General features: G+C 53.8%; 19 protein-coding genes and 6 pseudogenes. 10 read left to right on the top strand and 15 right to left on the bottom strand.

All coding sequences use genetic code 11. The features are described 5' to 3' along the window. Positions 1-201: 201 nt before the first annotated feature. From RA29_RS20880 to RA29_RS20865, 4 genes and pseudogenes are all read right to left on the bottom strand, one after another. Entirely contained in the window at positions 202-561 is a 360-nt protein-coding gene (locus RA29_RS20880; RefSeq protein ID WP_039689715.1) for a hypothetical protein, read from the bottom strand. Between the two features lie 422 nt (positions 562-983). Continuing rightward, on the bottom strand, positions 984-1,964 hold the full coding sequence (locus RA29_RS20875; RefSeq protein ID WP_052249856.1) for a glycosyltransferase family A protein: 981 nt from the start codon (positions 1,962-1,964) through the stop codon (positions 984-986). A gap of 393 nt (positions 1,965-2,357) precedes the next feature. After that, positions 2,358-2,618 (bottom strand): annotated as a pseudogene (locus RA29_RS20870) (transposase); the annotation flags it as partial. A gap of 157 nt (positions 2,619-2,775) precedes the next feature. Beyond that, positions 2,776-2,964 carry a helix-turn-helix transcriptional regulator gene (locus RA29_RS20865; RefSeq protein ID WP_241462681.1) on the bottom strand — a complete coding sequence of 63 codons (189 nt, stop codon included), beginning with the start codon at positions 2,962-2,964 and terminating at the stop codon, positions 2,776-2,778. A 92-nt stretch (positions 2,965-3,056) separates the two neighbouring features. Here RA29_RS20865 and RA29_RS20860 point away from each other — a divergent pair, with 92 nt between their 5' ends. The 3 genes from RA29_RS20860 (at position 3,057) to RA29_RS20850 (ending at position 4,629) form a co-directional block, all read left to right on the top strand. Continuing rightward, positions 3,057-3,866, top strand: a complete 810-nt coding sequence (locus RA29_RS20860) for a hypothetical protein (RefSeq protein WP_152613110.1) — start codon at positions 3,057-3,059, stop codon at positions 3,864-3,866. A 123-nt stretch (positions 3,867-3,989) separates the two neighbouring features. Next, entirely contained in the window at positions 3,990-4,415 is a 426-nt protein-coding gene (locus tag RA29_RS20855; protein WP_039689709.1) for a hypothetical protein, read from the top strand. A 10-nt stretch (positions 4,416-4,425) separates the two neighbouring features. Continuing rightward, positions 4,426-4,629 carry a hypothetical protein gene (locus RA29_RS20850; RefSeq protein WP_039689708.1) on the top strand — a complete coding sequence of 68 codons (204 nt, stop codon included), beginning with the start codon at positions 4,426-4,428 and terminating at the stop codon, positions 4,627-4,629. A 202-nt stretch (positions 4,630-4,831) separates the two neighbouring features. On the opposite strand, the pseudogene RA29_RS22660 reads toward RA29_RS20850, so the two are convergent. Continuing rightward, positions 4,832-5,051, bottom strand: a pseudogene (locus RA29_RS22660) (IS5/IS1182 family transposase); the annotation flags it as partial. Between RA29_RS22660 and RA29_RS23715 the strand changes: the two are divergent. Further along, positions 4,951-5,289, top strand: coding sequence for a helix-turn-helix transcriptional regulator (locus RA29_RS23715; protein ID WP_241462683.1), 339 nt, complete (start codon positions 4,951-4,953; stop codon positions 5,287-5,289). The pseudogene RA29_RS22660 and the gene RA29_RS23715 overlap by 101 nt on opposite strands. Positions 5,290-5,304: 15 nt before the next feature. Here the strand turns inward: RA29_RS23715 and RA29_RS20840 are convergent, their stop codons facing one another. After that, on the bottom strand, positions 5,305-6,669 hold the full coding sequence (locus RA29_RS20840; protein WP_052249854.1) for an oligosaccharide flippase family protein: 1,365 nt from the start codon (positions 6,667-6,669) through the stop codon (positions 5,305-5,307). A gap of 137 nt (positions 6,670-6,806) precedes the next feature. Here RA29_RS20840 and RA29_RS20835 point away from each other — a divergent pair, with 137 nt between their 5' ends. After that, positions 6,807-8,285, top strand: coding sequence for an O-antigen ligase family protein (locus tag RA29_RS20835; RefSeq protein WP_039689706.1), 1,479 nt, complete (start codon positions 6,807-6,809; stop codon positions 8,283-8,285). Here RA29_RS20835 and RA29_RS22200 read toward each other — a convergent pair. The 7 genes and pseudogenes from RA29_RS22200 to RA29_RS22655 form a co-directional block, all read right to left on the bottom strand. Beyond that, a complete protein-coding gene (locus RA29_RS22200) occupies positions 8,225-9,124 on the bottom strand; it encodes a sulfotransferase (RefSeq protein ID WP_275041522.1) in 900 nt (299 codons plus the stop codon). The two genes, RA29_RS20835 and RA29_RS22200, sit on opposite strands and share 61 nt — an antisense overlap. Beyond that, positions 9,111-10,076 (bottom strand): glycosyltransferase family A protein, encoded by a 966-nt coding sequence (locus tag RA29_RS20825; protein WP_039689704.1) that lies wholly within the window; start codon positions 10,074-10,076, stop codon positions 9,111-9,113. Before RA29_RS20825 ends, RA29_RS22200 begins: the two co-directional genes overlap by 14 nt. Next, entirely contained in the window at positions 10,073-10,918 is an 846-nt protein-coding gene (locus RA29_RS20820) for a sulfotransferase domain-containing protein (protein ID WP_039689702.1), read from the bottom strand. Before RA29_RS20820 ends, RA29_RS20825 begins: the two co-directional genes overlap by 4 nt. Further along, positions 10,915-11,919, bottom strand: coding sequence for a glycosyltransferase family 2 protein (locus tag RA29_RS20815; protein WP_052249852.1), 1,005 nt, complete (start codon positions 11,917-11,919; stop codon positions 10,915-10,917). The genes RA29_RS20820 and RA29_RS20815 overlap by 4 nt, the downstream gene beginning before the upstream one ends. Positions 11,920-11,928: 9 nt before the next feature. After that, positions 11,929-12,726 carry a 2OG-Fe(II) oxygenase gene (locus RA29_RS20810; protein ID WP_241462678.1) on the bottom strand — a complete coding sequence of 266 codons (798 nt, stop codon included), beginning with the start codon at positions 12,724-12,726 and terminating at the stop codon, positions 11,929-11,931. A gap of 169 nt (positions 12,727-12,895) precedes the next feature. After that, positions 12,896-13,526 (bottom strand): annotated as a pseudogene (locus RA29_RS20805) (transposase); the annotation flags it as partial. Between the two features lie 457 nt (positions 13,527-13,983). After that, a pseudogene (locus tag RA29_RS22655) lies at positions 13,984-14,956 on the bottom strand (DDE-type integrase/transposase/recombinase); the annotation flags it as partial. 241 nt (positions 14,957-15,197) lie between these two features. Here RA29_RS22655 and RA29_RS20795 point away from each other — a divergent pair. Further along, complete coding sequence (locus RA29_RS20795; protein ID WP_039689698.1) at positions 15,198-16,622, top strand: mannose-1-phosphate guanylyltransferase/mannose-6-phosphate isomerase; 1,425 nt, start codon at positions 15,198-15,200, stop codon at positions 16,620-16,622. Positions 16,623-16,763: 141 nt separating this feature from the next. Here RA29_RS20795 and RA29_RS20790 read toward each other — a convergent pair. Continuing rightward, positions 16,764-17,315, bottom strand: a pseudogene (locus RA29_RS20790) (Tn3 family transposase); the annotation flags it as partial. A 155-nt stretch (positions 17,316-17,470) separates the two neighbouring features. After that, positions 17,471-18,283: pseudogene (locus RA29_RS20785) on the bottom strand (replication initiation protein); the annotation flags it as partial. 482 nt (positions 18,284-18,765) lie between these two features. On the opposite strand from RA29_RS20785, the gene RA29_RS20780 reads away from it, so the two are divergent. The 4 genes from RA29_RS20780 (at position 18,766) to RA29_RS23055 (ending at position 23,167) form a co-directional block, all read left to right on the top strand. Beyond that, positions 18,766-19,230 carry a helix-turn-helix domain-containing protein gene (locus RA29_RS20780; protein ID WP_039689696.1) on the top strand — a complete coding sequence of 155 codons (465 nt, stop codon included), beginning with the start codon at positions 18,766-18,768 and terminating at the stop codon, positions 19,228-19,230. Next, a complete protein-coding gene (locus tag RA29_RS20775) occupies positions 19,227-19,802 on the top strand; it encodes a PIN domain-containing protein (protein ID WP_039689694.1) in 576 nt (191 codons plus the stop codon). Before RA29_RS20780 ends, RA29_RS20775 begins: the two co-directional genes overlap by 4 nt. 465 nt (positions 19,803-20,267) lie before the next feature. Next, positions 20,268-22,385 (top strand): type VI secretion system tip protein TssI/VgrG, encoded by a 2,118-nt coding sequence (gene tssI, locus RA29_RS20770; RefSeq protein ID WP_039689693.1) that lies wholly within the window; start codon positions 20,268-20,270, stop codon positions 22,383-22,385. Next, positions 22,385-23,167 (top strand): hypothetical protein, encoded by a 783-nt coding sequence (locus RA29_RS23055; RefSeq protein ID WP_152613108.1) that lies wholly within the window; start codon positions 22,385-22,387, stop codon positions 23,165-23,167. The genes tssI and RA29_RS23055 overlap by 1 nt, the downstream gene beginning before the upstream one ends. Positions 23,168-23,224 lie beyond the last annotated feature (57 nt).

The raw sequence follows: 23,224 nt of genomic DNA, 5'->3' as shown, positions 1-23,224 counted from the left end.
GCAGTTGGAGGATGCAGGGCTGACGGAGGCGTGACAGACAGTTCTATCGCTCAAAAATGGCTCATTCATGAGTTATAGAACGACATCCTATAACTCATGACAGATTTGCAGGTCTTCCCTGGTGTCAGAAGATTGGCGATTGGTGCCTTGTTCACTTCCAATCAACAGGTCGATGACGTCCAATCGCCAGGCTCTTCCAGGTCAGGTTGCGTTGATTTCTGCTTCAAGCTCCGCGATCGCGCTCATCACGTCATCAAAGCTTGGCGCGTCGCCCATGATCATCTCACGCATACCGGCATAGTCCCGGCGTAGAGCGACCTCCAGGCGGGCGCCCGGGGCTAGGTGAATAGGATTGTCTGGGGCCGGTAGTGGTGTGTTGATTATGCACAGGTCGAATTGTGCCTTGGCCGCCTCCGGAGTGTCGCGTAGCGCGTTAGGGGCCGGGCCACATTCCAGCATTGCCCGGGTTTCAGTTTCGCGGCTTTCCCACCATCCTTTGAATGAGCTTTGGGAGTCCAGATCGAGGCAAAGCACGTTCCGGCCATCCAGTGCAGCGGTCACTGACAGATTTCTACAAAGCGTTTTTTACCTGCTCCGCCCTTTTTGGGCGGCTATTGGTATCGCTTTCATAGTTCGGACTCTATCGCAAATGTGCGAAGCAGCAAACGCATAAATTCACAACTGCATACTTGCGTAAATACGTAAATGCGCAGCTATGTATAGGGAGAGAACGGACGTAGGACTTTTCTACACCCTAAGTTCATCCCTAGGATCGAGAGGCCCGCGCTATGAAATTCGTCACTTACTTTCGCGTACCCCTGACCCCTAAGGCGTATGTGCCGCGCAGGTGTATCTTCGTCTACAGGACTGACGAGACTGAGTAACAGCAACTGATCAACCATCGCAAAAAATGCGAAAAGCCTCAAGACTAAGGCAATTTCTGCGATCCCAGTTGTTGATGCAATACCAAAAAACAAAAGCGTCTAGGTTAGTGCCTCCCGGGCGGGTTCCTCAGTTTGCTCGGTGGCAGGAATACGTGTGTTCCAGACACCCGTCTGACGCCTAACGATCTCGGCGGTTGCAGCAGATTTACCTACGCGCAAGGCACGCATTTGGTAAGCTTGGATAAACTTTCGCAACTCAGTATCGTCTTGCTGTTTCTCTCCTTTGATGACTGAACGCACATACCCCCACCAACTTGCCAGCCCGCCAATCAAATAAGGCGGATGCGCCATTCTGAATAGACAGCTTGCTGTGAAGAACCAGAAGTTTGTCCCCATGTAATACTGACCAAAACCGTGCCGTATACGGCCAGTCAGGATACTCTTCTGGCTGCTGCCCATCGGTCTCAAGTGTTCGAACCGCAATTCAGGAGTATCCCACGAACAGGCGATCCAGCCAAGCTGCCGGGACTTGTGACAATCAATCGCGTCCCACATGACTTCACGTACAAAGCCACCAATGTCTTGGAAGCAAGCCCTACGATAGAACTTGGTCATTCCAACAGACATCTCGTCCCCGCACTTTTCCGACACCATGCGATCGCCCTTTCGGAAATAAGGCTTGCCAGAGCAGCTGCCGATACGCGGTTCGGCTTCCATTTTTGCCATTAACGTCGCAAAGTATTCCTGCGGCAGATCAAGATCCAGATCGAGCTTACATAAATAGTCAAAGTTCTGCCAATCGGTTTGATCCAACCCGTAGTAGAATGCTTCAATCACCCCGGGACCAACGGCACGATGCCCCCGATCGGGTTTGGTAAGCACTTTGATCCACTTGTGCCGCGCTGCATAGTCCGCCAGAATAACGGGCGTGTCATCCGTCGATCCATCGTCTACTATAACCCATAGGGCAGGGGTCTCGTTCTGAGCGATGACGCTGTCAAGCGTACGTTGCATGTAGTCGGCCTCGTTACGGCACGGCGATACCAAAACGTACTTTCGACTCTGTTCGACGGTTTCCATATCTGGCTGCTATTGATAACCACTCACCTTAGTTTACACGTTTCAATTTAGGCACTGCAAGATGAACCATCTCATTTCAGAGGTTGTGAAGCATTCCACGGCTAAAATTCTTGCGCAAGTTCAAGGGTCAGGACCCGTTGATTGCTGCCCAACAGCGTGCTTCACGGTTCGAAAAGAAGCGGTGAACAGTCTAATCTTTTCTGGCTGACCGCTGCCCAGCATTGCATTCCGAAGGTATTTAACGAGAGGTGAAGCACAGATGGCGCGCCTTGGGTACGTAGCGGGCGAGTTCTGCAGATTGACCATCCTTCCTTAAGCTTCTTGATCACAATCTTTCTTGGACTGACAAGTCGCTCCAGTTTGCACCGACGCGCGCGTCTTTCGGCCTCACCACTTTTTTCTCAAGGCTTCCTTCAGCAGATCGTTCTGCATGCTCTTCTCGGCATGCATCTTCTTGAGGCGCTTGTTCTCTTCGTCGAGCTCTTTCATTCGTGCCATCAAGCTCGCATCCATGCCGCCGTATTTGGAGCGCCACTTGTAGAAGCTTGCGCTGCTCATCCCATGTTCGCGACACAGTTCAGACACCGGCGCACCGTTCTCCGCCTGCTTCAGGATCGCCATGATCTGCGCGTCGCTGTACTTCGATTTCTTCATCAGAATCTCCTCTTTCATCTTCGAGAAAATTCTACTGACGCGCCCTTCTAAAAATGGGGGACTACCGGGGATCGACTGCGGTTTTGGCGGGCTATAGGCTTGGACCCTAGCTGAGCTTTTCCTAGGTATAGAGGTGCATCACTTCGGATCGCGAGGCTCACTTAATCAGCAACCATGCTTCAACACCCATGGCATCAGCCAGACGCGCAATGTTGTCCACCGAGATGTTCTGCTCTGATCGTTCCACAGCGCTAAGATACGTGCGGTTCAGGCCAGCTTCGTGTGCCAACCGTTCCTGAGACCAACCATGCTCAGCACGAAACACCCGCAGGTTCCGTGCAAGCACGTCTCTCAACTCGCTTTTTGGCGTCCGTTTCACAGCCGTTAAGGTGCGAATTGTCGGTTTTAAATCTACCTGTTTTAAGATACATTCAACCTATGAGACCAAGGATCGTCACATTCCTCGCGCCTGAGGTTGGAGCTGGCCGCACTACCGCTGCCATGGCGTTGGCATCGACTTTAACCAAGGGAAGAGACTCCTCAGTTGTTGTAATTGATGCAACTCCTAAGGCGCGTTGTGTTTCAAGCAGATCAGCATGCCTTACTCGCTGGCAGCAGCATATAAAGAGACATGGTGCAACAATAGATCATCTGACAGTCTATCACGTCTCAAGCGTCAAAGAGTTGACTGACATTATTGAGGGCAAAGTCGACGAGCGACTTCCAAGCTTCGCCACCATCCTTATCGATACAGGTGCGCAGGCCGATGATCTTGCGCTCTCTGTCGTTCAGCGGAGCGATATACTTATTGCGCCCTTTATGGACACTACAGTCGCTCGGAAGATCTCCGCAGTACTAGAGGGCATCGATATAGGAGATGTGCCTCTGTATGGCCTGAAGTGCGGAGATGCTTGCAAGGAGGCAGAGCATCCCGATGCCGTGGCGGCATTTAAAGCAGGGCATGTGCTTTTGCACGGTTTGCCACGTTCACCTCTTCTGGCCAATATGTCGAACGGTGGCCATCTTTTGAGCATGCATATCGCTCTTAACTGGAAGTACGCGCGTTACCCGCAGACCGATCCCGCGCGAAAGCCTCTTCGCGACTTCATTAAGATCAAATCTGAGATTGGCTGCCTCGCTAATGAGATTGGGCTTGCATTGGATGGGTATGAACTCCGCCGACGCGAACCTTTTCAACGCCAGGAGCCCATTTCAGTCTACAACCCCTCTGGGCCAATTCCGACATGAGTGACGAACTCGCAATCGTGCGCGGCATCGTAGCCACTGCGAGAGAGCAGGTGCAATCGGTCCGTGTGGATCGGCAGACTGGTTACGGCCGAGTAAGCACAATGCCTGACCTTTGGATACGTGATGAAAATGGCAAAGAGCACCGCTATCAAGGCGACCTTTTTTGATGGTGCGCAACCCGGACACGAAGTAGCTGTCATAACCAAGGTAGCCTCAGGCAAACCTATGGCTTTCGCCAATTTTACGACCGAGCTTGTCCGAGACAGCAAGGAACTGACCATCAATACATCTATCCCAGCAACCGTATTCAGCGCCTTTGTCATCAGTCTTCTCGCCGCAATTCCTGGCTATTTTTTGTGGGCATCACTTCTGGATACTGTTGGTCTCGGAAGGTATGCTTTTTCGGCTATAGCATTTCAGATCTATGGCGTCGTCTTAGTGGCCAGCGTCTATGGCGGGTTGACGATCTGGTCTAATCGGTACTGTGAGCGATCAACCGCCTTGCGACGTGAGATTGATCGATTGCTTGTTGCCAACACCCCGCAATAGGAGGGCCATCATGGCACCTGAGAAGGCTTTGGCAGACATGACGATGGATGAGCTGGATGCGATCATCGGTCCGGCAACGCTCAAAGCAGCTCAAGAAGGGCTTGCAGAGGGCGCTCTGATTGTATTCGGCGATAGCGAAAGAACATATAGGCAGTGGCCCGATGGTCGTGTTGAAGTCAATTGGGAGCGTGGAGAGCCGGACTGCGAAGAATGACGATCTGGTACACGACCGACATGCCTGTTGGGCATGAGAGTAAAATAAAGCAGTGTCGTCGGTCTAACAAACTAGTCAATCATATGGATGAATTCTCGCGTGCTAACCTCGGCTCCGTTGCGCAAAGAGCGTGAACCCCGGAACCCCCTTTCACTTGGGGCACTTTTCCCACGGGCTTTATGATAGGTATACCGAGCGCGGTTTAGCTTTTCAGGACGGCAGCTCGGACGTGGAGTTCGGCGACCTGACGATCGAAGTCGCGTGCCATGAGGTTCTGCCCTAAGAGCTTCGCGTATTGCATCGTTGTATAGTCTCTTGTCGGTGCGGCTTCGGCGGTGGTATCTGCTCCACTTTCGCCAGATCGCGCGGCCGAGGTATTTCGAGGCGCTTAGTGCTTCGTTCCGGGGGACCCCACTGGCCGTAGAGGGGCACGAAGCGTTGTGCGCTGAACTGATCAGGATAAGGAAGACTGCCGGTCTGACTCAGGCTGATCTCGCCAGCAGGTTGTCATGTCACCAGTCCATGGTTGCGCGTATTGAAAGCGGTCAAAGACAGATCGATGTGGTTGAGTTAATCGTCCTTGCTAGGGCGCTTGAAGTTTCCGCGGAAAACATCACGCGGCTTGTGGATGTAGCAACGCCGAAGAAGCAGCGAATCTAAACCCCATAATGATAGTTATGATAAGTAGACGACTGTCTGAATATCATTCCAATGCAGCCACAGTGCGTAGGCAGTTAAGGTGCTGGATGTTACAAAAAATGCTAGGTCGCCCCAGCCGTCCCAGGTTTTATACTGAGCGCTATAGTAAGCAACCAACGGGTATACAATCACTGGCGCTAATCCAATGGCTACGCTAACACCGATAATCCCGAAACTGGGAACCAATGCGACAAGTATTGTCAACTGCACGATTGCAGTGCTGAGGTTCACCGCCATCATGGCAAACGAATTACCCTTTGCGACCGCTGAATTCATGACGCCTGTCATTATCATTCTAGGCATTAGAGCCACCGCTAGCAGAACGGCAATTCCTCCGGCGGCTTTGTACCTGTCGTCATACAACGTCTCCACGAGCCATGGTCCGGTGAGTGCCACTAGGCTCAGCATTGAACACCCAGCCAATACAAGTAAGCGTCTGACTTTGAATAGATTGGTTTGGTTCCGAAGGTCGTCTAAAGGATGCCGCATGCGGTAAAGCGGAAACAAGACAGAGCCTGCTATTCTCTGGGTCAACGTTGTTGGTATCTGAGCCAGGGCCAAGGCAAGTCCATAAATGCCCAGCAAATCAACGGTTATAGCCGTGCCCAAGATGGCTCTATCGCTTTGGTTCATAACGTAAGTTGCGATGCTGCTTATGCTAAGAAACTTGCCCAGATTAAAAATGTCACGCAAACTTGCCCGCTCAAGCGCCAGCCTGTTGCGGTGGCCTTCCAAGTAACGGGCGTACAAGAGAAGAGCGATCGTAGGCTGTATCAACATTCCAATGGCCAACGCCCAAACTGTTTGGAGAAAATACGCCAGAAAAGCCGTGCCAATCAGTCCAATCATTTGCGAGGCTAAGGTCAACGATGCATGTCGTCCCAGCTGTAAGTGACGCTGTGCACTTAAGACTTTTGTACTGTGCAGACCCTGAATAACCAGGGTTACACCAGCTACGGGCAAAATATGGATCAGTTGTGGCTGTTGAAAAAACCGGGAAAAGACTACTGCGAGAAGACTGATTATCAGCCATAGAGCGATTCCACGCAGGATTTGCACCGTCCACACCGTGTCAAGAAATGCCGGTTCGTCGCCCCGAGGGTTCTGAACAACGGAGCCGCGCAAGCCGGCATCCGCAAACATGACAAGCCCGCCGATGATAACCTGGACAAGTGCCATGATCCCGAACGCTTCCGGAAACAGTAACCTGGTCAGCAGCAGGTTTGATGCAAATCGTAACATCTGGCCGCCGCCAGCAAGCCAGATCGTTGCCAGTATCCCGCGGACAGTCCGGCCCTTTACATTATCTGATGCCAGAAGAGACTTGAAACGCCGGATCACACACTTGTCCACATCTACATGTCGAAGAAGAACCAACTTCCTTTGATCGGGACAGCAAGGTAGAATAAAGCAGCGCCCAGCAGGCGTCCTCGTAACTCGGCGGCTTCATAGCGTCAAGCGCTTCTCGGAGATATAAAATGCCTCTTTTGGCCATTTTGAGCTGGCCGCTTATAGCGCTTTTCTTTTTCGCACAGATGTCGTTTGCGCGGGCTTTGGTGATAAGCACGCTCGTAGGCTATTTGTTTTTGCCCGAGAAATTTGAAGTTGATCTACCGGGACTACCGCCGGTGGACAAAACCCTTATTTTGATGGCCGGAATGCTTCTAGGCACGCTGTTCTTTCGCCGGAAGGTTCAGCAATCCAAGGAACCTAAGTTGAGAAATCAGGATCGCCGGGTCGGTCAAATTCTCAACCTCGCCATAATTGCACTGTTACTGGCGCCTGCTTTCACAATGCTGAGCAACCGCACGGCAGTGGTTGTTGGCCCTGTTGTCCTTCCCGCAATACGACCCTGGGATTTTTTGGGCATGACTGTTGAAACGCTATCCTTCCTGATACCGTTTTTATTGGCAAGACGACATCTCGCGACGGTAGAACAGCATCGAAAAGTTCTCGTCTCTCTTGTCCTAGCGGGTTTACTTTACAGTTTGCTTGTGGTGTTCGAAGTCAGGTTCAGCCCACAACTCCACAACTGGGTGTATGGGTATCATCAACACTCATTTCTTCAGCATATTCGGGGTGATGGATACAGGCCGAAAGTATTTCTGAGTCACGGCCTTTCGGTCGGATTTTGGCTTTTTACAGTAACACTGGCAGCATTTGCGCTTCTACGGTCTCATCCTCAACACAATCGTGGTCTGTATTTCCTGAGTGCGGTCTGGCTGTTTGGCGTTCTCTTTATAAGCAAGAACCTTGCTGCAACTGTGATTGCGTTGCTTCTGATCATTGTAATAATGGCACCGCGAAGTTGGCAGCTGAGGTTCGTTTGGGTGATAGTTATCCCCTTTCTGTTGTATCCAGCCATCCGTCAGTCTGGCTTTGCTCCTACAGATCAAATCACTCAGCTTACTGAGCGCATCTCGCCAGAACGTGCACAATCATTTCAATTCCGCCTCGACAATGAGGATCAGCTGCTTGCTCGGGCGTTGGAAAAGCCTGTCTTTGGTTGGGGAACTTGGGGGCGCAGTCTTATCTATAACGATAGAGGCGAACGCACTTCGACATCTGATGGTACCTGGATCATTGTCTTGGGCGAAAGCGGTTGGATCGGATATCTGGCGTTCTTCACACTTCTGACTGTTCCTTTACTAGCACTCATGCGCGTGAGGCGACGCAAGGATATTCCCATTGCGACAATGGCCCTTGCTCTTATCATGACAGGTAATCTGATTTATCTTATACCCAACTCGGCACTAAGCCCGATTGGTTGGTTGATGGCTGGTGCACTTGCAGGGTTCGTGCAGTTCGATCGGGAGGCTGATCCGGAGCAAAGTGACGTGCAGGAGGTAAAGAACAAAGGACCAAGACAATACACGCGGTTCGCCAGGCCGGTGGTTCAAGACATTGATACCGGGATACCCCAAACGCGTTCCACGTCAAATCCAAAGCGGGTCTGAAGCCGATGCAGGTCGTCGTTCAGCAGAGAGAGAAGTGTCGCTTCTTCTTCTGGAGTAAGGTCAAATCGTCCCTCGACGACCACTCTGCGCCGAAAGCGGCTTTTGATTTTCTTTTGTAGCGCCTCTGACAAAAATAACTTTCCAACTTTGAGTAAAAAAGGGTTTGACGTGAGCGCAGACCAAGAAGAGCTGAGCGATACGCGGTCTTTGGCAACGTTCTTGCGCGTTATGTCCGTTGCTTTGCGCTCAAAGTCGAGGTCCAGGAAACGATAGAGCCGCTCTAGCGTTTCCGCGGGTTCGGCTTTGAGGTCTTCGAGGCCGGTGACAAAGATATCGCCCGCGTCAAACAGGTCGGCAAACACATCAAGCTGCTCGGCATAGCGCGCCATGGCTAAAGATTGCAGTGAGACGCTTGTATCGAGACTGTGGTCAGCATGCTTAGAGTTGTACTGACCAATTTCCTTACGCGTGCGCTGAACATCGCGCGCGTGGGATTCAATGCGGCGCAACGGATGGCGCATGATGTAGATCAGCTTGAAACGCGCACCTGGTACAGCTGCCATGCGCTCTCGGACCCCTGTGACAAAGGGTGCCTTTGTGTAGTCCGTACTGCCGTCCAGCCGATAGGCTTGGCTGTCTGGATCGAAATCGAAGAGACTGTCATACCAGTCCAGCCCCTGAGCGTTCACATCGTCAAAAGCGAAATAGCCCGGTTCTTTCGGGTGGGCTGGCGCGATCTTCGGGTGCCTTGCCAGTGTCGCAAACAAGGATGTCGTGCCGGACTTCATGGCCCCAATGATTAGGATGTACTGCTGCGTGGGTTTGTCATTTGTACTCAATCAATTCAGCTTGCCTGCCCCGCAAGCGCCGCATGTGGTAAGACAGAGCGCCTCGGGCTTCGGCAAACTTGCCTATGGTCAAAAGAAGGCTCCGTTCCCATGCCGGCCGCGTGCCGCCGTCGCGCATCGCCAAACGCACCACCTGCAACGGATACACAAGCGCGAGCGCGAAGGCCGATGGCCCGAAAATTAGGGTCATTGCGACAATGCCAAGCGGCAGCCCTGCCCCCCATACTAGCGCGCGCCGGGTTTGTTCAACGCCGTGCCGCTCTGGCGGGTCACCATGCATAACGGTCCCTTCAGCAAAAGCGTGGCCACTACGCTTTGCACGTTGCCAAAACTGACCGAAGCGCGTTATGGCTGCATCATGCAGCGTCATTTCGGCGTCCAACCGCCACACGCGCCAACCCGCGGCTCGCAAGCGCACGCATAATTCGGGCTCTTCGCCAGCAATGAGGGACGGATTAAAACCGCCGACAGCATTGAGTGCTTCAAGCCGCATAAGCGCATCACCACCACATGCTTTGGTCTCGCCCACCGGCGTGTTCCATTCGAAATCACACAGACGATTGTACATAGAATGGCTGGGAAAGCGTTCGCGCCGCCGTCCGCAAACCACGGCCACATCCGGTTGATTGGTGAGAAATTTATGTGCCTTGGGCACCCATTCGGGGTCCAAGGTACAATCTCCGTCGATGAATTGGATGTAGTCATGCGGGGTTTTCAGCGCAGTAATGCCGGCATTTCGGGCCCGCGCGGCCGTGAAGGGTTGGCTCATGTCCAAAGGTATAACACACGCGCCTGCGGCTTGAGCCGCTGCAATTGAGCCGTCAGTTGACCCACTATCCACATACACCACATCACCCATACCCTGCGGTACCGAAGCCAAGCATGCCACAAGACGCGCGCCTTCGTTTCGCCCGATGATGACGGTGGCGGTACGGGTCGTCACGACAGCACGGCCTGATACGCTACATCAAGGTCCGACCGTCCGGGCAGGAGTGCGTGAAGGATGGTCCGATCTTCGGCAAAGATCGCCTTAAGCCGTGCTATGTGATCTGGTCCGATCTCTGGTCGTTTTTTCATTTGGCGTCCTGCTTTGATCTTGTCGCGCAGGGCTTGCGGGATGAGTTTGCGGCGCAGCATTGTTGCAACCGGGTTGTTTATCAGAAGGCCGTCCAGTGCCCGGCGCTGCAGGCGTTCAGAGCTAACGTTTTGGGGACCAGTGTCCTCCTTCCACCTTAAATCGGAGCGCCCGAGGAAATGACCAATGCGGAGCATCAGTGCCGCGGGATCGGCGTACATTGCTTCGAGCGTGTCCACATGGATTGCCTCCGTGCCAAAGGTTTCAACCCACGGTGCGAGCTGCATACCATAACGACCATAGTCGACCAGTGCGGGATGTGTGTCGAGCGCCGAGGCCAAATCGGTTGTTATTACGCCCATGGTCCATTCGTGAATATAGTGAGATACAGCGCGCGCCAATGGATCGCGGATCAGATAAATCAGGCGCGGCGAATGGTTAAAAGTGGCGCGCAAACGGGGCAGTGTGTCGGGCAGATCGTGCAGTTTCGTATAGTGCGTACTCGCTTCGCCTTTGAGATCGCCATGCTTAGCGCCGTCAAAAAGGCTGTGATACCAGTTAATCCCTTTCGCAAAGACTGGGTCATCCGAGAAGAAATTTGGTTCCTTCGGCGTCGTCATGAACACACGGTGCTGTGCACCGAGCTGGGCCGCCAATGTGCTTGTGCCGCATTTCATTGCGCCGATGATGATGTAGTCTGGCAACCTCATGTGCGGGGACCTGTCGCATCATAGATACGCATAGGTGTGAGTGCGTTAATCCAAATATCTCGCGCCTCTGCTTCGACACCGTTTGGGACAGGTTTTCCAAAAACCACGCGAAGCCGAGCTACGCCGCGGCCAACATGCCACATCAGATTTGCGAACCAGAGGCCAGCATAGCCGTAGCTTTGGTAGAACAGGCGACTGCGTGAGGCATAGTAGTAGGCGGGTAGGCGTTTGCGTGCATGTGCTAATGCTTTCACAGGCGCACTTCCGCCCCGGAAATGTACGGCTCGTGCCTTTGGGGTATGCGCAATCTTCCAGCCTGCACGACCTGCGCGCAGGCAAAACTCGGTATCCTCGAAATAAAGGAAGTATCCATCGTCCATAGGTCCGATCTCCTCCAGCATGTCGGCGCGCAAGAGAATGCAAGCGAAACTGGACCAACCGATGTCCTGTGTCGTCGGCTCTGTCCCAAGTGGCATGTCATAGCGTTTGAACAGACGCGTGATAGGGCCGGTTTCGGCCCCTCGGATTAATTCACTGGCTGGGCTGGGCAAGCGAAAGCAACTGATCTGTGGTGTGCCATCATCGTATTCCAAACGGGGTGCAATCAGGCCTGCTTTCGGGTGCGCCGTCGCGGCCTTGAGGACATGCTCGCAAAACCCTGGGCGCAAGACAGCGTCTGAATTCAGCACCAAATAATGGTGCGCCTTACGCGCATTGATCCCCTGATTGTGTCCGCCAGAAAATCCGGTGTTGGTGGCGGACCGGATTAACGTCACTGGTGCGCTGGCTTCCGAAATCCACTCCGCGATACGGTCGGCCGACCCATCGCCGGAGGCATTGTCCACAACCACAATTTGGCCATTCGCAGGCCAGCCTGGGCTGTGTTCGAAGTCTGCAAGAACGGATTTGATGCAAGCAATCGTCAGATCGACCGTTCGATAGTTGATGATAGAAACGAGCAGGTCGCACGACCTTTCCGTGTCGAATGCGTCATCACTCATTGTTTTGCGTCAAAGCCCAATCTTGGGCAGGTGGTGTGCAATACGACAATAGAGCATGGGTGGTAGGGCATCCTCAATGTGCGCCCGCCGCGCGACTAGCTTGTCGACTTGGTCTGCCGTATTCGGGCGAGGTCTAAAAATTGTCGTGTGTGATTTGCGCGACGAGTCCCAGGTCGCTGTATAATAGTACAGCGCTATGGACATCCGATGTTCTCCGTCCGGATGGTTCACGGTTTCCGGATTGCCATGAAACGTGTCGGACCCGGTTGAGAAACAGCACATCCGATTGAAGTGCGGCACAAAACCTGCGACCTTGCCTGTCATCTCCTTGTCCCATACCTCGAAAGAGCTGCCATATTCCTCTTTCCAACCTTTATTGAGATAAATCAGGACGTTCAGGCGACGCTCCACATTCATTTGCTTGTGAAGATTGAAGTCCGCATGGATATCAAGGTGCCCGCCGTTAGCCACTTTGTGGATTCCGGCACCGATGAAATAAGGGTCCGGGATCAGACCCTCGATGCCGGTCATCTCTTCCAGAAACAGGATAAAGGGCTGTGAGTTCAACGCATGGAAAACCCTGCGAGTGTAGCTGGGCAAACGTTCGGGATTGTAGGATGTCTTGAGCTTCTCCTGAGCGCGATCAAAGGCGGATTCGGCGTCGGGTAGCGTGCCCAGATCTTGGCGGACACCATCGAGGATTTCGGGCGTCAGGAAGTTATCGATACAAATGTGGTGGTAGGGTTCCGCGCCCAGGTACTTTTCATTCAGGGCCTTGCCTGCAGCCTTGGCAACAGCGGTGTCCAACGTAAGGTCTTTGGCTCCGAAAGGAAGAGTTGGAGTGGTCATAACGCACCTAGAGATCTAGTTTTCGAATTTTGTACCATGGGATCTGTACCATTAAAAGTAGGGCGATCGCGTTACAAAGAAGAAGGTACTCGGTCCTTGCCATCAGCCATTTGGCGTCAGTATAGGCTCAGAATAAACTTATATAAAAGTCAACGCGGCGGTGGCGGCACTGTTCTGGTGGGAACAGATCACAGGTTTGGGCAACAGATTGGAACAAGGCGTCAAGAGTTCTGGCTTTGAACTGTCGCTGGTGAGCGTTGAGTTCTGAGCAAGCCATCTCACTGGGATTCAGATCGGGGTTGTGTGGTGGCAGGAAAAGCATCCAATTGCCCTGCGCCTTCAAGCAATCCTGAGCGCGTGCAGATTTGTGCCACAACAAGTTGTCGGCGATGATGACCACGCCGCCGGGCTGCAGAGTGGGAGCGAACTGGGTCTCGATGTAGGCGAAGGATGAACCATTTTGCACCATTAGTTCAAGCACAGTAGCGAACCGGTCCATGAGGCCATCCAAGACCCAAGGCGTGGTCAGTTCATCGAAGCGTAGTCCAGCAAGCAATGTCTGGATCCGACAATGAGTAAATGGCGCATCTGCTTCCGGCCGCGCACCGCGCAGGGATCGCCCCCGCAGGCGGCTCATCTTCGTGGTCACAGCCGTTTCATCAATGAAGACTATCCGATGTGGCTCAACGCACAACCTCGGTATCCGCCGGTGGGTGGTACCACTCGTATCGTGCGGCGCGAACACGAACAGCGCCTCTTCTGTACTCAACGGTTTGAAGGCGTGAACTAAGCCAACACGAGAGTGAAGCTGCGGATATGCGGGATACTTGGTTGCAAAACGCTTGTTGTTTAGCTCGAAATAAGCTTTCGCTCCCTTAAACAAACACTTATCCTGATCAGTTCAGCGCACAACGCGTCGTGCCCCTCACTATGAATAGTTTTTACCATACGACGAGAAACCTCTTCGCACTGGCGCTAAGCCTCAACTCGCGGCGCTCGGTTTAGCAGATCTGATCATCGCGCCCGCCATCAGTCCGTTTGAGGCCAAATGCATCGTGGACGGTATCGATCAGTATCTTGGGACACCTGATGACTTGATGTGCTTGGTCAATGGATACCGCAATGGGGCATCTGAGGCAGCAGAAAGCCGCGAGGCTTTGGCTATCACGCGGTGTTTCAATCTGAATTGCCCTGGGCCGAGGCGCTGTCTGATCAAATCCTACCCTGGGTCTGCGGATGATATGGGGCGCCGCGGACGTGATCCATCTTCTGAACTTCGAGCCAGTCAACCAGTTCGCCCAAGATGTAACTCGACCCATTGTCTGAGAGCAGGGTCGTGCAGAGCTTCCATGCGATGATGCACCGGCTGTAGTCATCCAGGATCTTGCTGAGATAGAACCAACCCCAGCCGATGACCTTCAAATAGGTGAAGTCTGTCTGCCAGAGCTGGTTTGAACGCGTGGTCTTGTCATTGAATTCGTCCGCTGCGGATAGAACTACATAGGCCGGACTGGTGATCAGATCATTGGACTTCAGGATGCGATAGACCGAAGCCTCTGACACAAAATACTTTTCCGCGTCGGTGAACTGAACGGCCAACTCGCGCGGAGACAGGTCGCTTTCCTTCAAAGCCAGGTCCTTAATCTTCTCACGCATTGGCTCGGGAATGCGGTTCCAGACCCATGACGGCTTAGGACTGCGATCCTCAAGCGCTTCGGGACCGCCAGTCTGATACCGGTCATACCAGCGATAGAAGGTGGTCCTGGGGATGCCGAGCTTGTCCAGCGTGCGCTTGGTCGACAGATGCGGCCCTTCGACGAGGCGGATGCGCTCCAGCTTCTCGGATGCGGGATACCTCATTCGTCGTCGCCCCCTTTCCCGAGCATGCTTTTTTTGAGCAGCCGCAGCTTTAAGGCCTGTTCAGCGACGACCTCTTTCAAATCGCAGGATTCCCGATGCAGGTTTTTGACTTCCGCCGACGTCGCAGCACGAGCCGTATCGCCCGCCAGCCGCTTCTTCCCAGCTTCAAAGAATTCCTTAGACCGACTGTAATATAGGCTCTGTGCAATGCCTTCACGGCGGCAAAGCTCAGCAAGGCTGTCCTCACCCGTCAGGCCGTCCAGTACGATCCTGATCTTCTCTTCGGCAGAATTTCGGCAGAGTACTGTTTGCGCGTCGCACGACGGATGTCTTTGACGACCTTCTAGCCGTGGCTCTTTCGTGCTCCGGGTTTCTGTATCATGTCCACTCCTTGATGGTTACGATGTGCTAGAAACCCTCCCTTATCAAATCGCCCTAATCTGTCCCATTGGTGCTGACGTCAGACACACAACAGCGCAATACAAGCTGGAACCGCATCATCTCACAGGTTATCCAATCCAAGCAAACACCACCAGGATCGCTGTGGATTACTTGAAGGCCAAGTGAAAATGACTATTACACCAGTTCTTTTGTGCGGAGGTTCCGGGACGCGCCTATGGCCGCTATCACGCAAAAGCTACCCGAAACAATTTGCCAATCTTATCGGAGAACGTACCCTTTTCCAAGCTACCGCGAACCGGATGTGCGCCTTTGAAAAGCCGCTTATCGTAACTGGTTCCGACTTCAGATTCATTGTGACTGAACAATTGGCTGCCGTCGGCATTGACCCAGGAGCAATTCTGATCGAACCACAGGGGCGAAACACAGCGCCTGCCATTCTCGCCGCGGCACTGCACCTGTATGCGCAAGACACTGACGCAGTCATGCTTGTGTGTCCGTCGGATCACCTGATCCCAGATACCGATAGTTTTCTCGCAGCCGCCGAAATCGCTCTGGCCGAAGCACAGAACGGTCAGTTGGTGACTTTCGGCATTGCGCCAACCTATCCGGAGACTGGCTACGGTTATCTAGAACTCGCCGAGGCTCCCGGCTCAAGCGCTGTGCCCCTGACACGGTTCGTCGAAAAACCTGATGCGGCGACCGCGGCAAAACTTGTCGCTTCCGGACAGCATATGTGGAACGCGGGCATCTTTGTGTTCAAAGTGGCGACCGTTATCGATGCCTTTAAGGCTCATGCTGCTCCACTAATCGAACCGGTCGCACGCGCTGTGTCTGATGCTCAGACGGATTTGGGATTCTTACGCCTTGCGCCAGAGCCCTGGTCAAAAGTCGACGACATATCGATTGACTACGCAGTAATGGAGAAGGCGGACAACCTTTCGGTCGTTCCTTTTTCTTCGGCGTGGTCTGATCTTGGCTGCTGGGATGCAGTTTGGCGCGCAAGTCCGCAGGATGATCGAGGTGTTTCAGTTCATGGAAATGCAACCGCAATCGAATGCGACAATACGTTGCTTCGATCAGAAAGCAACGAGCTGGAATTGGTCGGTATCGGCCTAGAGAATATTGTTGCCGTCGCGATGAATGATGCCGTGCTTGTTGCTGATGCATCACGGGGTCAGGAGGTCAAACTGGCTGTAGAGTCCCTGAAATCCAAGGGAGCAGTGCAGGCCGAGCAGTTCCCCAAAGACCACCGCCCTTGGGGCTGGTTCGAAAGCCTCGTAATCGGCGATCGCTTCCAAGTGAAACGGATCGTAGTGCACCCAGGTGCTTCTTTATCGTTGCAAAGCCACCATCACCGCGCCGAGCATTGGATTGTTGTCGAAGGCACCGCAAAAGTGGTAGTTGATGACGAAGTGAGACTGGTGACAGAAAATCAGTCTATCTATATCCCGCTAGGGGCCGTTCATCGTATGGAGAACCCGGGAAAAGTTCCCATGGTGCTGATTGAAGTCCAAACCGGGGCGTATCTGGGTGAAGACGATATTGTAAGATACGAAGACGTCTACGCACGCGGACAAGGCGCAAAGGGATAGTTGCAAAACAGCATTCCCATTGACCGTGCCCGTATTTTACCGGGCGCAATGGCGCAACGGAAGCGCAGCAACTTTGGCCTACAGAACACACTTGATTGAAATCCATTTGGGGTCAGTTGCGAATAGGAGCGGAATCCTGCGTTACGGGATTTTCTGGGTAGTTTTGGGCCATCTATACTCTCTGGTTATCAGAATGTGCGCCCATCCGAGCGGAGAGACGTGTGAGAGCAGGCTTTCTGGGTCGTAGATTCCGGTATGCCTACGTTTTGCGATGATCTGACCGAGTTGCTTTGTGTTCCAGTAGATGATGATCGCCCCGAGGAGATTGAGCTCAGCCAGTCGGTCATCCTGGGCACGGCTGGAACGATCACGGATTTCGTCTTGGCGACCGATGCGTCGGGCGTTTTTCAGCGCGTGGTGCGCTTTGCCTTTATTCAACCCGATCTGGGCACGGCGTTGCAACTCACGGTCTGTGAGCCATAGCGCGATGAAGAGGGTGCGCTCGATCCGCCCGACTTCGCGCAACGCCACGGCCAAGTCATTCTGGCGCGGGTAAGAAGCCAGTTTACGCACGATCTGACTGGGTGGCATGGCCTCAGTGTCCATAGTGACGGCGATCCGCAGGATGTCTTCCCAGTGATCGCGGATGAGGTTTTCGCGCACTTTTCCGCAGGCATTGGATTGGACTTTACGTTGATTGGCTCTGAGTACGGACCACTGCAAAATCCACGGCATTATAGAAAAAACAGTGCCGAATGGAGCATCTGAAAAGGCTAAGGTGATGATAAACTGCACCCTGACAGATGGCTCATAAAGGTCTTGCCATCTGAAGACGGCTGAAGCGGCTACTACACTCCACCTTCGCCATCCACCCCATCGAAAGCCCCCGACACAAGCTCTTCCCAAAACGCCCGGATGGCAGACGCATTCAGCGCAGACATCCAGCCATGCCGCTCAAAATCCTGCCGCGCCGCACCATCGTCCATGCCGCTCAGAAACAACCGTTTGTCTGCATCCCTCTGCGTCGGTGTCCGTGCGGCAACCAGGGCCTGCACCACTTTCAACTGCGCCGCCCTGCCGCTGGTCGGGACGGGCACCTCAACGGCATAGTCCGACTTCATCGCAGCGGTCAGATACCCCACGGGATTGCGCACATTGCCCTGCCCCGCCACATATTCCAGCTTGGCCGACACATACGGCTCCCCATGTTCGGCCAGCCACTGCCGGGCCAACCTGTCACTGACACCCAGCTCTCTCAACCGGCCATAAACAGGCGCATTGCGAAGCCCGGTACCATCATCCAGATCAAGGATCGCCAGTTGCGGGTTCTCCTCGATCTTGAACCGGATATCCGACACCGCCCTGCCTCGCTTACGGATCTCAGGCGTGACAATGATGTTCGAGGTCTTGTTCACCTCGGCCACGGCGGGTTTGATGATCTTGGCATTCAGATGCTTGTAGGTCTCATAATAGGCACTGTCCCCGACCCCCATCAGCCTTCGAAAAAGATCAAGGCTCCACCACCCCGTGCTCCCCGTCCGCACAAAGCGGTAACAGTTCTCATACAGCGCCAGCGCGTGCCCACTTGTGAACCTGCGCTGGATGTTCAGGTTGATCAGAGCAAAGACCTTCGGGTCGTTCAACTTCTCCGCCAATGCGGGCGGATACGTTGCAGTTGTCCAACGGTATTACGCTTCGTCAAATGCGCGATTCGCAGGGTTATGCGATCCGCATTGAAGGGGCAGCAGTGTCGCCTGATCTGATGACATCCCTGATGGAAGAGATCCGGGTGCTTTTGGAGAAGCCTTAGGTTTCGTCGCGAAACCTGCTGACCGGGTGCTGGGCCAAGTCACGGACCAGTGCCTTGAACGTCGCCGCTTGGGGCAGGGGGCGAGTGAGTGGCTGGAGAGCCACTTAAGAGCTTGTAGCAAATACACGTCATCAACTGCTTGGGGTGTCGCCAGATCGGACGAAGTCGGACCTGCGGATACGGTGGCACATTTACTATAATAAATTCAATTGCTTAAAGATCCTCTGAGTCGACTTAATAAGCTATCAATGAATTTCGAATATTTCGACTATTGCGAATAATTCAAATGGCACCTATGTTCTGTCTGCCTCAGAACGTAACTTCAGGATCATCATGGCCGCCCCCAGCAAAGAGGCATTCTTTGACCGACTGCCTGACGAGGTCGAGATCAAGAATGCCGAACAACTCAGAACGATCGTAGCGTCCCAAATGAAAGAGGGGGCCCCGACGACGTTGTCGCTCGCGTTGGAAGGTGGCGATGTTCAAACCGTGACCCTGGCGCCAGCTCTTGCGGCATCGCTGCTGGAAGTTCTGCGGCTGGTTTCAAGCGGGCGCGGGTTCCGCATGATCCCGGTTGGTTCGGAACTTACAACGCAACAAGCCGCAGATCTGCTGAACGTGTCACGTCCCTTCCTTGTGAAGCTTCTAGAAGAAGGGGATATCCCGTTTGCGAAGACCGGGCGGCATCGGCGCGTGCGTGCTGAAGATCTCTTTGCTTATAAAGAAAAACGCGACGCTGCGCGTTCGGACGCTTTGAGTGATCTTGCTCGAATGGATGCCGAAGACGGAATGGTATGAACGGACATGCCGACCGGTTCACAGCGCTGATTGACGCCTGCGTGCTTGGCGGTGCTCTCCGTCGAAATATGTTGCTGAGCTTGGCCGAAGCCGGACTGTTCCGGCCGCGGTGGAGTGCGCGTATTCTTGATGAGACCCAAAAGGCTATCTTGGGGATCACAAAGGGAGCGACGGATGGAGCGCGGCAGCGCGCTGCTATTGAGGCAGCATTTCCAGAGTCCCTTGTTGTTGGATACGAAGTCTTTGAGGCACAGCTTGATCTGCCGGACCCAGGTGACAACCATGTCTTTGCGGCTGCGATATCGGCATCGGCTCAGGTCATTGTGACTGATAATCTCGCGGACTTTCCCGCCCAAACGCTCAAACGGCACGCGATAGATGCGATCTCGGCGGATGACTTCATCGCGGACACGGTCGAGCTTGACCCGTCAGAGGCAATTGTTGCTTTGCGTCGTATGCGTGAACGGTTTGCAAACCCTGCAATCGATGTTCCAGGGTTGATTCACAAATCGGAGGCGCAGGGGCTTCTTCAGGTTGCGACACTTATGAATGAGTACAAAGCGTTTCTTTAGAAGAACAAAGTGGCAGATTTTCATCCAATGCTGGGTTCATATGTCCCCGATGGCAGGGTTTCTGAGCTGCCGTTCTTATTGAAGCCTATGGCGATCTGCATGCAATAGGGCAGGGGTAGTACCAACGCCTGCATCACAAAGCTTAGGCCCATGACCTGACCCGCGAAGCCGGGCCTTACCCGCACAGCTTGCCCAACAACATATTGGGCGCACTCTTGTCAGGGGACAAAGCCGTAACTTAGCGTTGGGTTGAGTGTAACGCCTGTAGAACGCGCCAATGCCTCTTCTGGTGGCTTCCGGCACATTTCGGGTTCCTGTCAATCCGGCGACGGAGGGCCATATCGGCAAGAACGTGCCATTCGGGGCGGTCGCTTACAGCCGGTCTCGTCACGACGTGGATTAGGGTCCAGTGTCGTGTCGCGCACTACTATTTTTTGATTTGATAGATTCTTTCAGGAGGCGCTGATGAACGCAGAAGCTGATTTTATTCAGGCTGAGCGAATCCTACGTATTGAGACGTCGCTGGGAGAGGATCAGCTTTTGGCTCAGAAGCTGTGGCTGCGCGAGGCGGTCTCGGAGCTGTTTGAGGCGCGGATGGTCGTGCGCTCCAAATCCTCGGATCTGACCCCGCAAGATCTGCTTGGCAAAGCCGTCGATGTGTCCATTGAGCTTGGCGGTGGCGAGCGGCGGGCCTGGAATGCTATCGTGACTGATCTGATGGCCGGGGCGCGGCAGACCCGTGGCCTGCGGGAATATACCCTGACGCTGCGCCCGGATCTGTGGCTGCTGAGCCAGACCTCGGATTGCCGTATCTGGCTGGACAAATCTGCGATCGACATCGCCAACGATCTGTGCGGCGAACATGGGATTACCGCCCCTGTCATAGCGGGTGTGGTCGAGCCCGTGCCGCCACAACACTACTCGGTGCAGTGGAATGAGAGCGATCTGGACTATCTGACGCGCCGTCTGGAAGAAGACGGGCTTTATTATTGGTGGACCCACGAGTCTGGCGCACATCAGTTGCATATCGCGAGCCATGCGGCGGGTTACATCGGTGGAGAGGATGTGCGCTTTGCCCATGGTTCGACAGACCGCAATCACATCAATCGCTTTGAAACGAGGTTCCGTTACATCCCCGGCAATCACGCCGGACGGGACTGGAACTTTACCACGCCCGGCACGGTGCCGGATGCGACAACGCCGTCACTGGTGAGCCTGCCCAAGAACGGAAATTACGAGCGCTATACCTATCCGATGCAGGCAGGTTACGGACCGGGCAGCCGCGCGTCCGAGGGTATTGAGACCGCGGGTGTCGAACGGGTCGCAAAGCTGCGCATGAAGGCCCAGGAGGCCGAACATGCGCGGGTCGAAGGTGACAGCAATGTGCGCACACTGGCGGCTGGATCCCGGTTCACGCCCTATGATGTGGCGAACCCGGACAACGTCTTTGAACCGCACGTAATCCTGGCGATCGAGCATGAGGCGACGGATCTCAGCTATGAAAGTGTCGAGAACCAGCCCGATTACGCCAACCGCTTTGTCGCTTTGCCCGCCGATGTGCCTGCCACGCCGTCCCTGGCCACCCCGCGCCCGCGCATTGACGGTACCCAGGTGGCGATCGTCGCGGGCCCCGAGGGCGAAGAGATCCATACTGACGAATACGGCCGCATCAAGCTGTGGTTCCCTTGGGACCGGCGGGCGACGCAGGACGGCTCGGACACTTGTTGGGTGCGTGTGGCGCAGAACTGGGCTGGTGCAGGCTGGGGCGGCCAGGTGATCCCCCGTATCGGCATGGAGGTCATGGTCAGCTATCTGGACGGCGATCCGGACAGACCCGTCGTCACAGGAGTCGTGCCGAACCAGCGCCAGAAAGTCCCATACGACCTGCCAGAGCATAAGACGCGCTCAACGTTCAGGACAAATACCCACAAGGGGAGTGGGTTCAATGAACTCAGGTTTGAGGACAAAGCGGGTGAGGAAGAAATCCGAGTTCATGCCGAAAGAGATCTCAACGTAATGGTTCGGAATAACAAGGTAGAGTATGTTTCTCAAAACAAAGTCGCAACGACACTTTTGAATGCGGTGGAACAGACCTTCGGATTTCGTTATCTGAGCGCAATGTCTGGGCTGACAATTTCAACCGGCCTGACAGGCGCGAGCCAGCTGGAGCGGCTTGGCATCGCTTCTGTAAATACACCGCTTTCCTCGCACGGATACTCCCTAGACACGTTTGATGGTGCGGCTCAATCTGCCCAAGGGCTGTCCTTACTAAGTGAGGGCAACAGGTTCGATTCTGTCGGAGAGAATTCAACACTTATCGTGGATGGAAATGCGCGGACCCAAATTAGGGGCACTCAAACGTTTAGTGTCGCTAAGTCAGCTACTTTTGGAGTGGGTGAAAATGAGGTGACCTCTGTTGGCGGCACTTCAGTAAAGACGGTAGGCAAGGAACTTTTATTTTCTTGTGGCAAGTCGAGGTTAAAGCTGAAGGCAGACGGGACGATTGAACTACATGGCGTGCGCCTTTCACTCGTAGGTGAAGACATCGTGGATGTTGATGGCGCGAGGATTGATTTAAACTAATGGATACCATCAGCACAATAGAATACTCCCCTGGAGCACTTGAGGATTTTTGCGGTTTGTTTCGCATACCTGTCGATCAGACAGAAGAGAATCCAGAACTCGCTTTTCACTGTCTGAATGGTCTTTGGGGCGTTCCTATAATTGATGGTCCTCAATCTGCTCGTCGCCCGACATTGAATGCCTTGGGACGCGCTGTTGATGAAGGATTTCGGTATTCAATAAGTCAACCTTTCAAGTACTCTTTCGGTACCTTGATGGGGCAAATGCAGGCATGGCCTGTCCTTTTTGAGTATGTGCGTAATCTACTTGCCATGTCTGAGGCCGAACTTCTGAGCCACTATGATGATGTCAAACAGTTCTTTGATCGCCATGCTGGAATAGCAAGCGGACTTGGAGCAGTAGGAACTGTTGGGGCACTTAGAGGGCAAACACCGGCTCAAATTGCACAATCAATCGGTCAGCGAGCTGCTGCTATGGGCGATGCGGTTGATGCTGCAGCGATGGAGCGTGTTAGGCGAACAATTGGAGAACGCTTTCCAAGAGCAAATACCGCTATGAATCGCGTTGGTAGCACCCTGACCGGTACAGCGGCCGGAGCGTTCGGGATTTTGGCAGGTGTGGTCTATGTTGCGACAATTGGAGAGGCTGCCGACAAACTAGCTGAAATTCGAGCTGTTGCGACGATTAAATATTCAAATAATGAACTGAGTGAACGTACTTTGGTGCATATCTTAGATCTAGCGCCAACCGATGCGCTACCTGAAAGATACTTCGATCAATAGTCATGCAGGATCCCGGGTCAAAAAAAATCCATACAGGCCATGCCTACATTTCTGCGG

Source organism: Tateyamaria sp. ANG-S1, from assembly GCF_000814025.1.
Taxonomy (GTDB): domain Bacteria; phylum Pseudomonadota; class Alphaproteobacteria; order Rhodobacterales; family Rhodobacteraceae; genus Tateyamaria.
The sequence above is the reverse complement of the archived record's forward strand: the minus strand, read 5'-3'. Positions and strand labels throughout refer to the sequence as shown.

What these genes read in the sequence shown, in the direction of transcription:
- RA29_RS20875 (WP_052249856.1), bottom strand. Translation starts at nt 1,964, where the DNA reads ATGGAAACCGTCGAACAGAGTCGAAAGTACGTTTTGGTATCGCCGTGC.
- RA29_RS20860 (WP_152613110.1), top strand. Translation starts at nt 3,057, where the DNA reads ATGAGACCAAGGATCGTCACATTCCTCGCGCCTGAGGTTGGAGCTGGC.
- RA29_RS20855 (WP_039689709.1), top strand. Translation starts at nt 3,990, where the DNA reads ATGAAAATGGCAAAGAGCACCGCTATCAAGGCGACCTTTTTTGATGGT.
- RA29_RS20850 (WP_039689708.1), top strand. Translation starts at nt 4,426, where the DNA reads ATGGCACCTGAGAAGGCTTTGGCAGACATGACGATGGATGAGCTGGAT.
- RA29_RS20835 (WP_039689706.1), top strand. Translation starts at nt 6,807, where the DNA reads ATGCCTCTTTTGGCCATTTTGAGCTGGCCGCTTATAGCGCTTTTCTTT.
- RA29_RS20820 (WP_039689702.1), bottom strand. Translation starts at nt 10,918, where the DNA reads ATGAGGTTGCCAGACTACATCATCATCGGCGCAATGAAATGCGGCACA.
- RA29_RS20815 (WP_052249852.1), bottom strand. Translation starts at nt 11,919, where the DNA reads ATGAGTGATGACGCATTCGACACGGAAAGGTCGTGCGACCTGCTCGTT.
- RA29_RS20795 (WP_039689698.1), top strand. Translation starts at nt 15,198, where the DNA reads ATGACTATTACACCAGTTCTTTTGTGCGGAGGTTCCGGGACGCGCCTA.
- RA29_RS20780 (WP_039689696.1), top strand. Translation starts at nt 18,766, where the DNA reads ATGGCCGCCCCCAGCAAAGAGGCATTCTTTGACCGACTGCCTGACGAG.
- RA29_RS20775 (WP_039689694.1), top strand. Translation starts at nt 19,227, where the DNA reads ATGAACGGACATGCCGACCGGTTCACAGCGCTGATTGACGCCTGCGTG.
- tssI (WP_039689693.1), top strand. Translation starts at nt 20,268, where the DNA reads ATGAACGCAGAAGCTGATTTTATTCAGGCTGAGCGAATCCTACGTATT.
- RA29_RS23055 (WP_152613108.1), top strand. Translation starts at nt 22,385, where the DNA reads ATGGATACCATCAGCACAATAGAATACTCCCCTGGAGCACTTGAGGAT.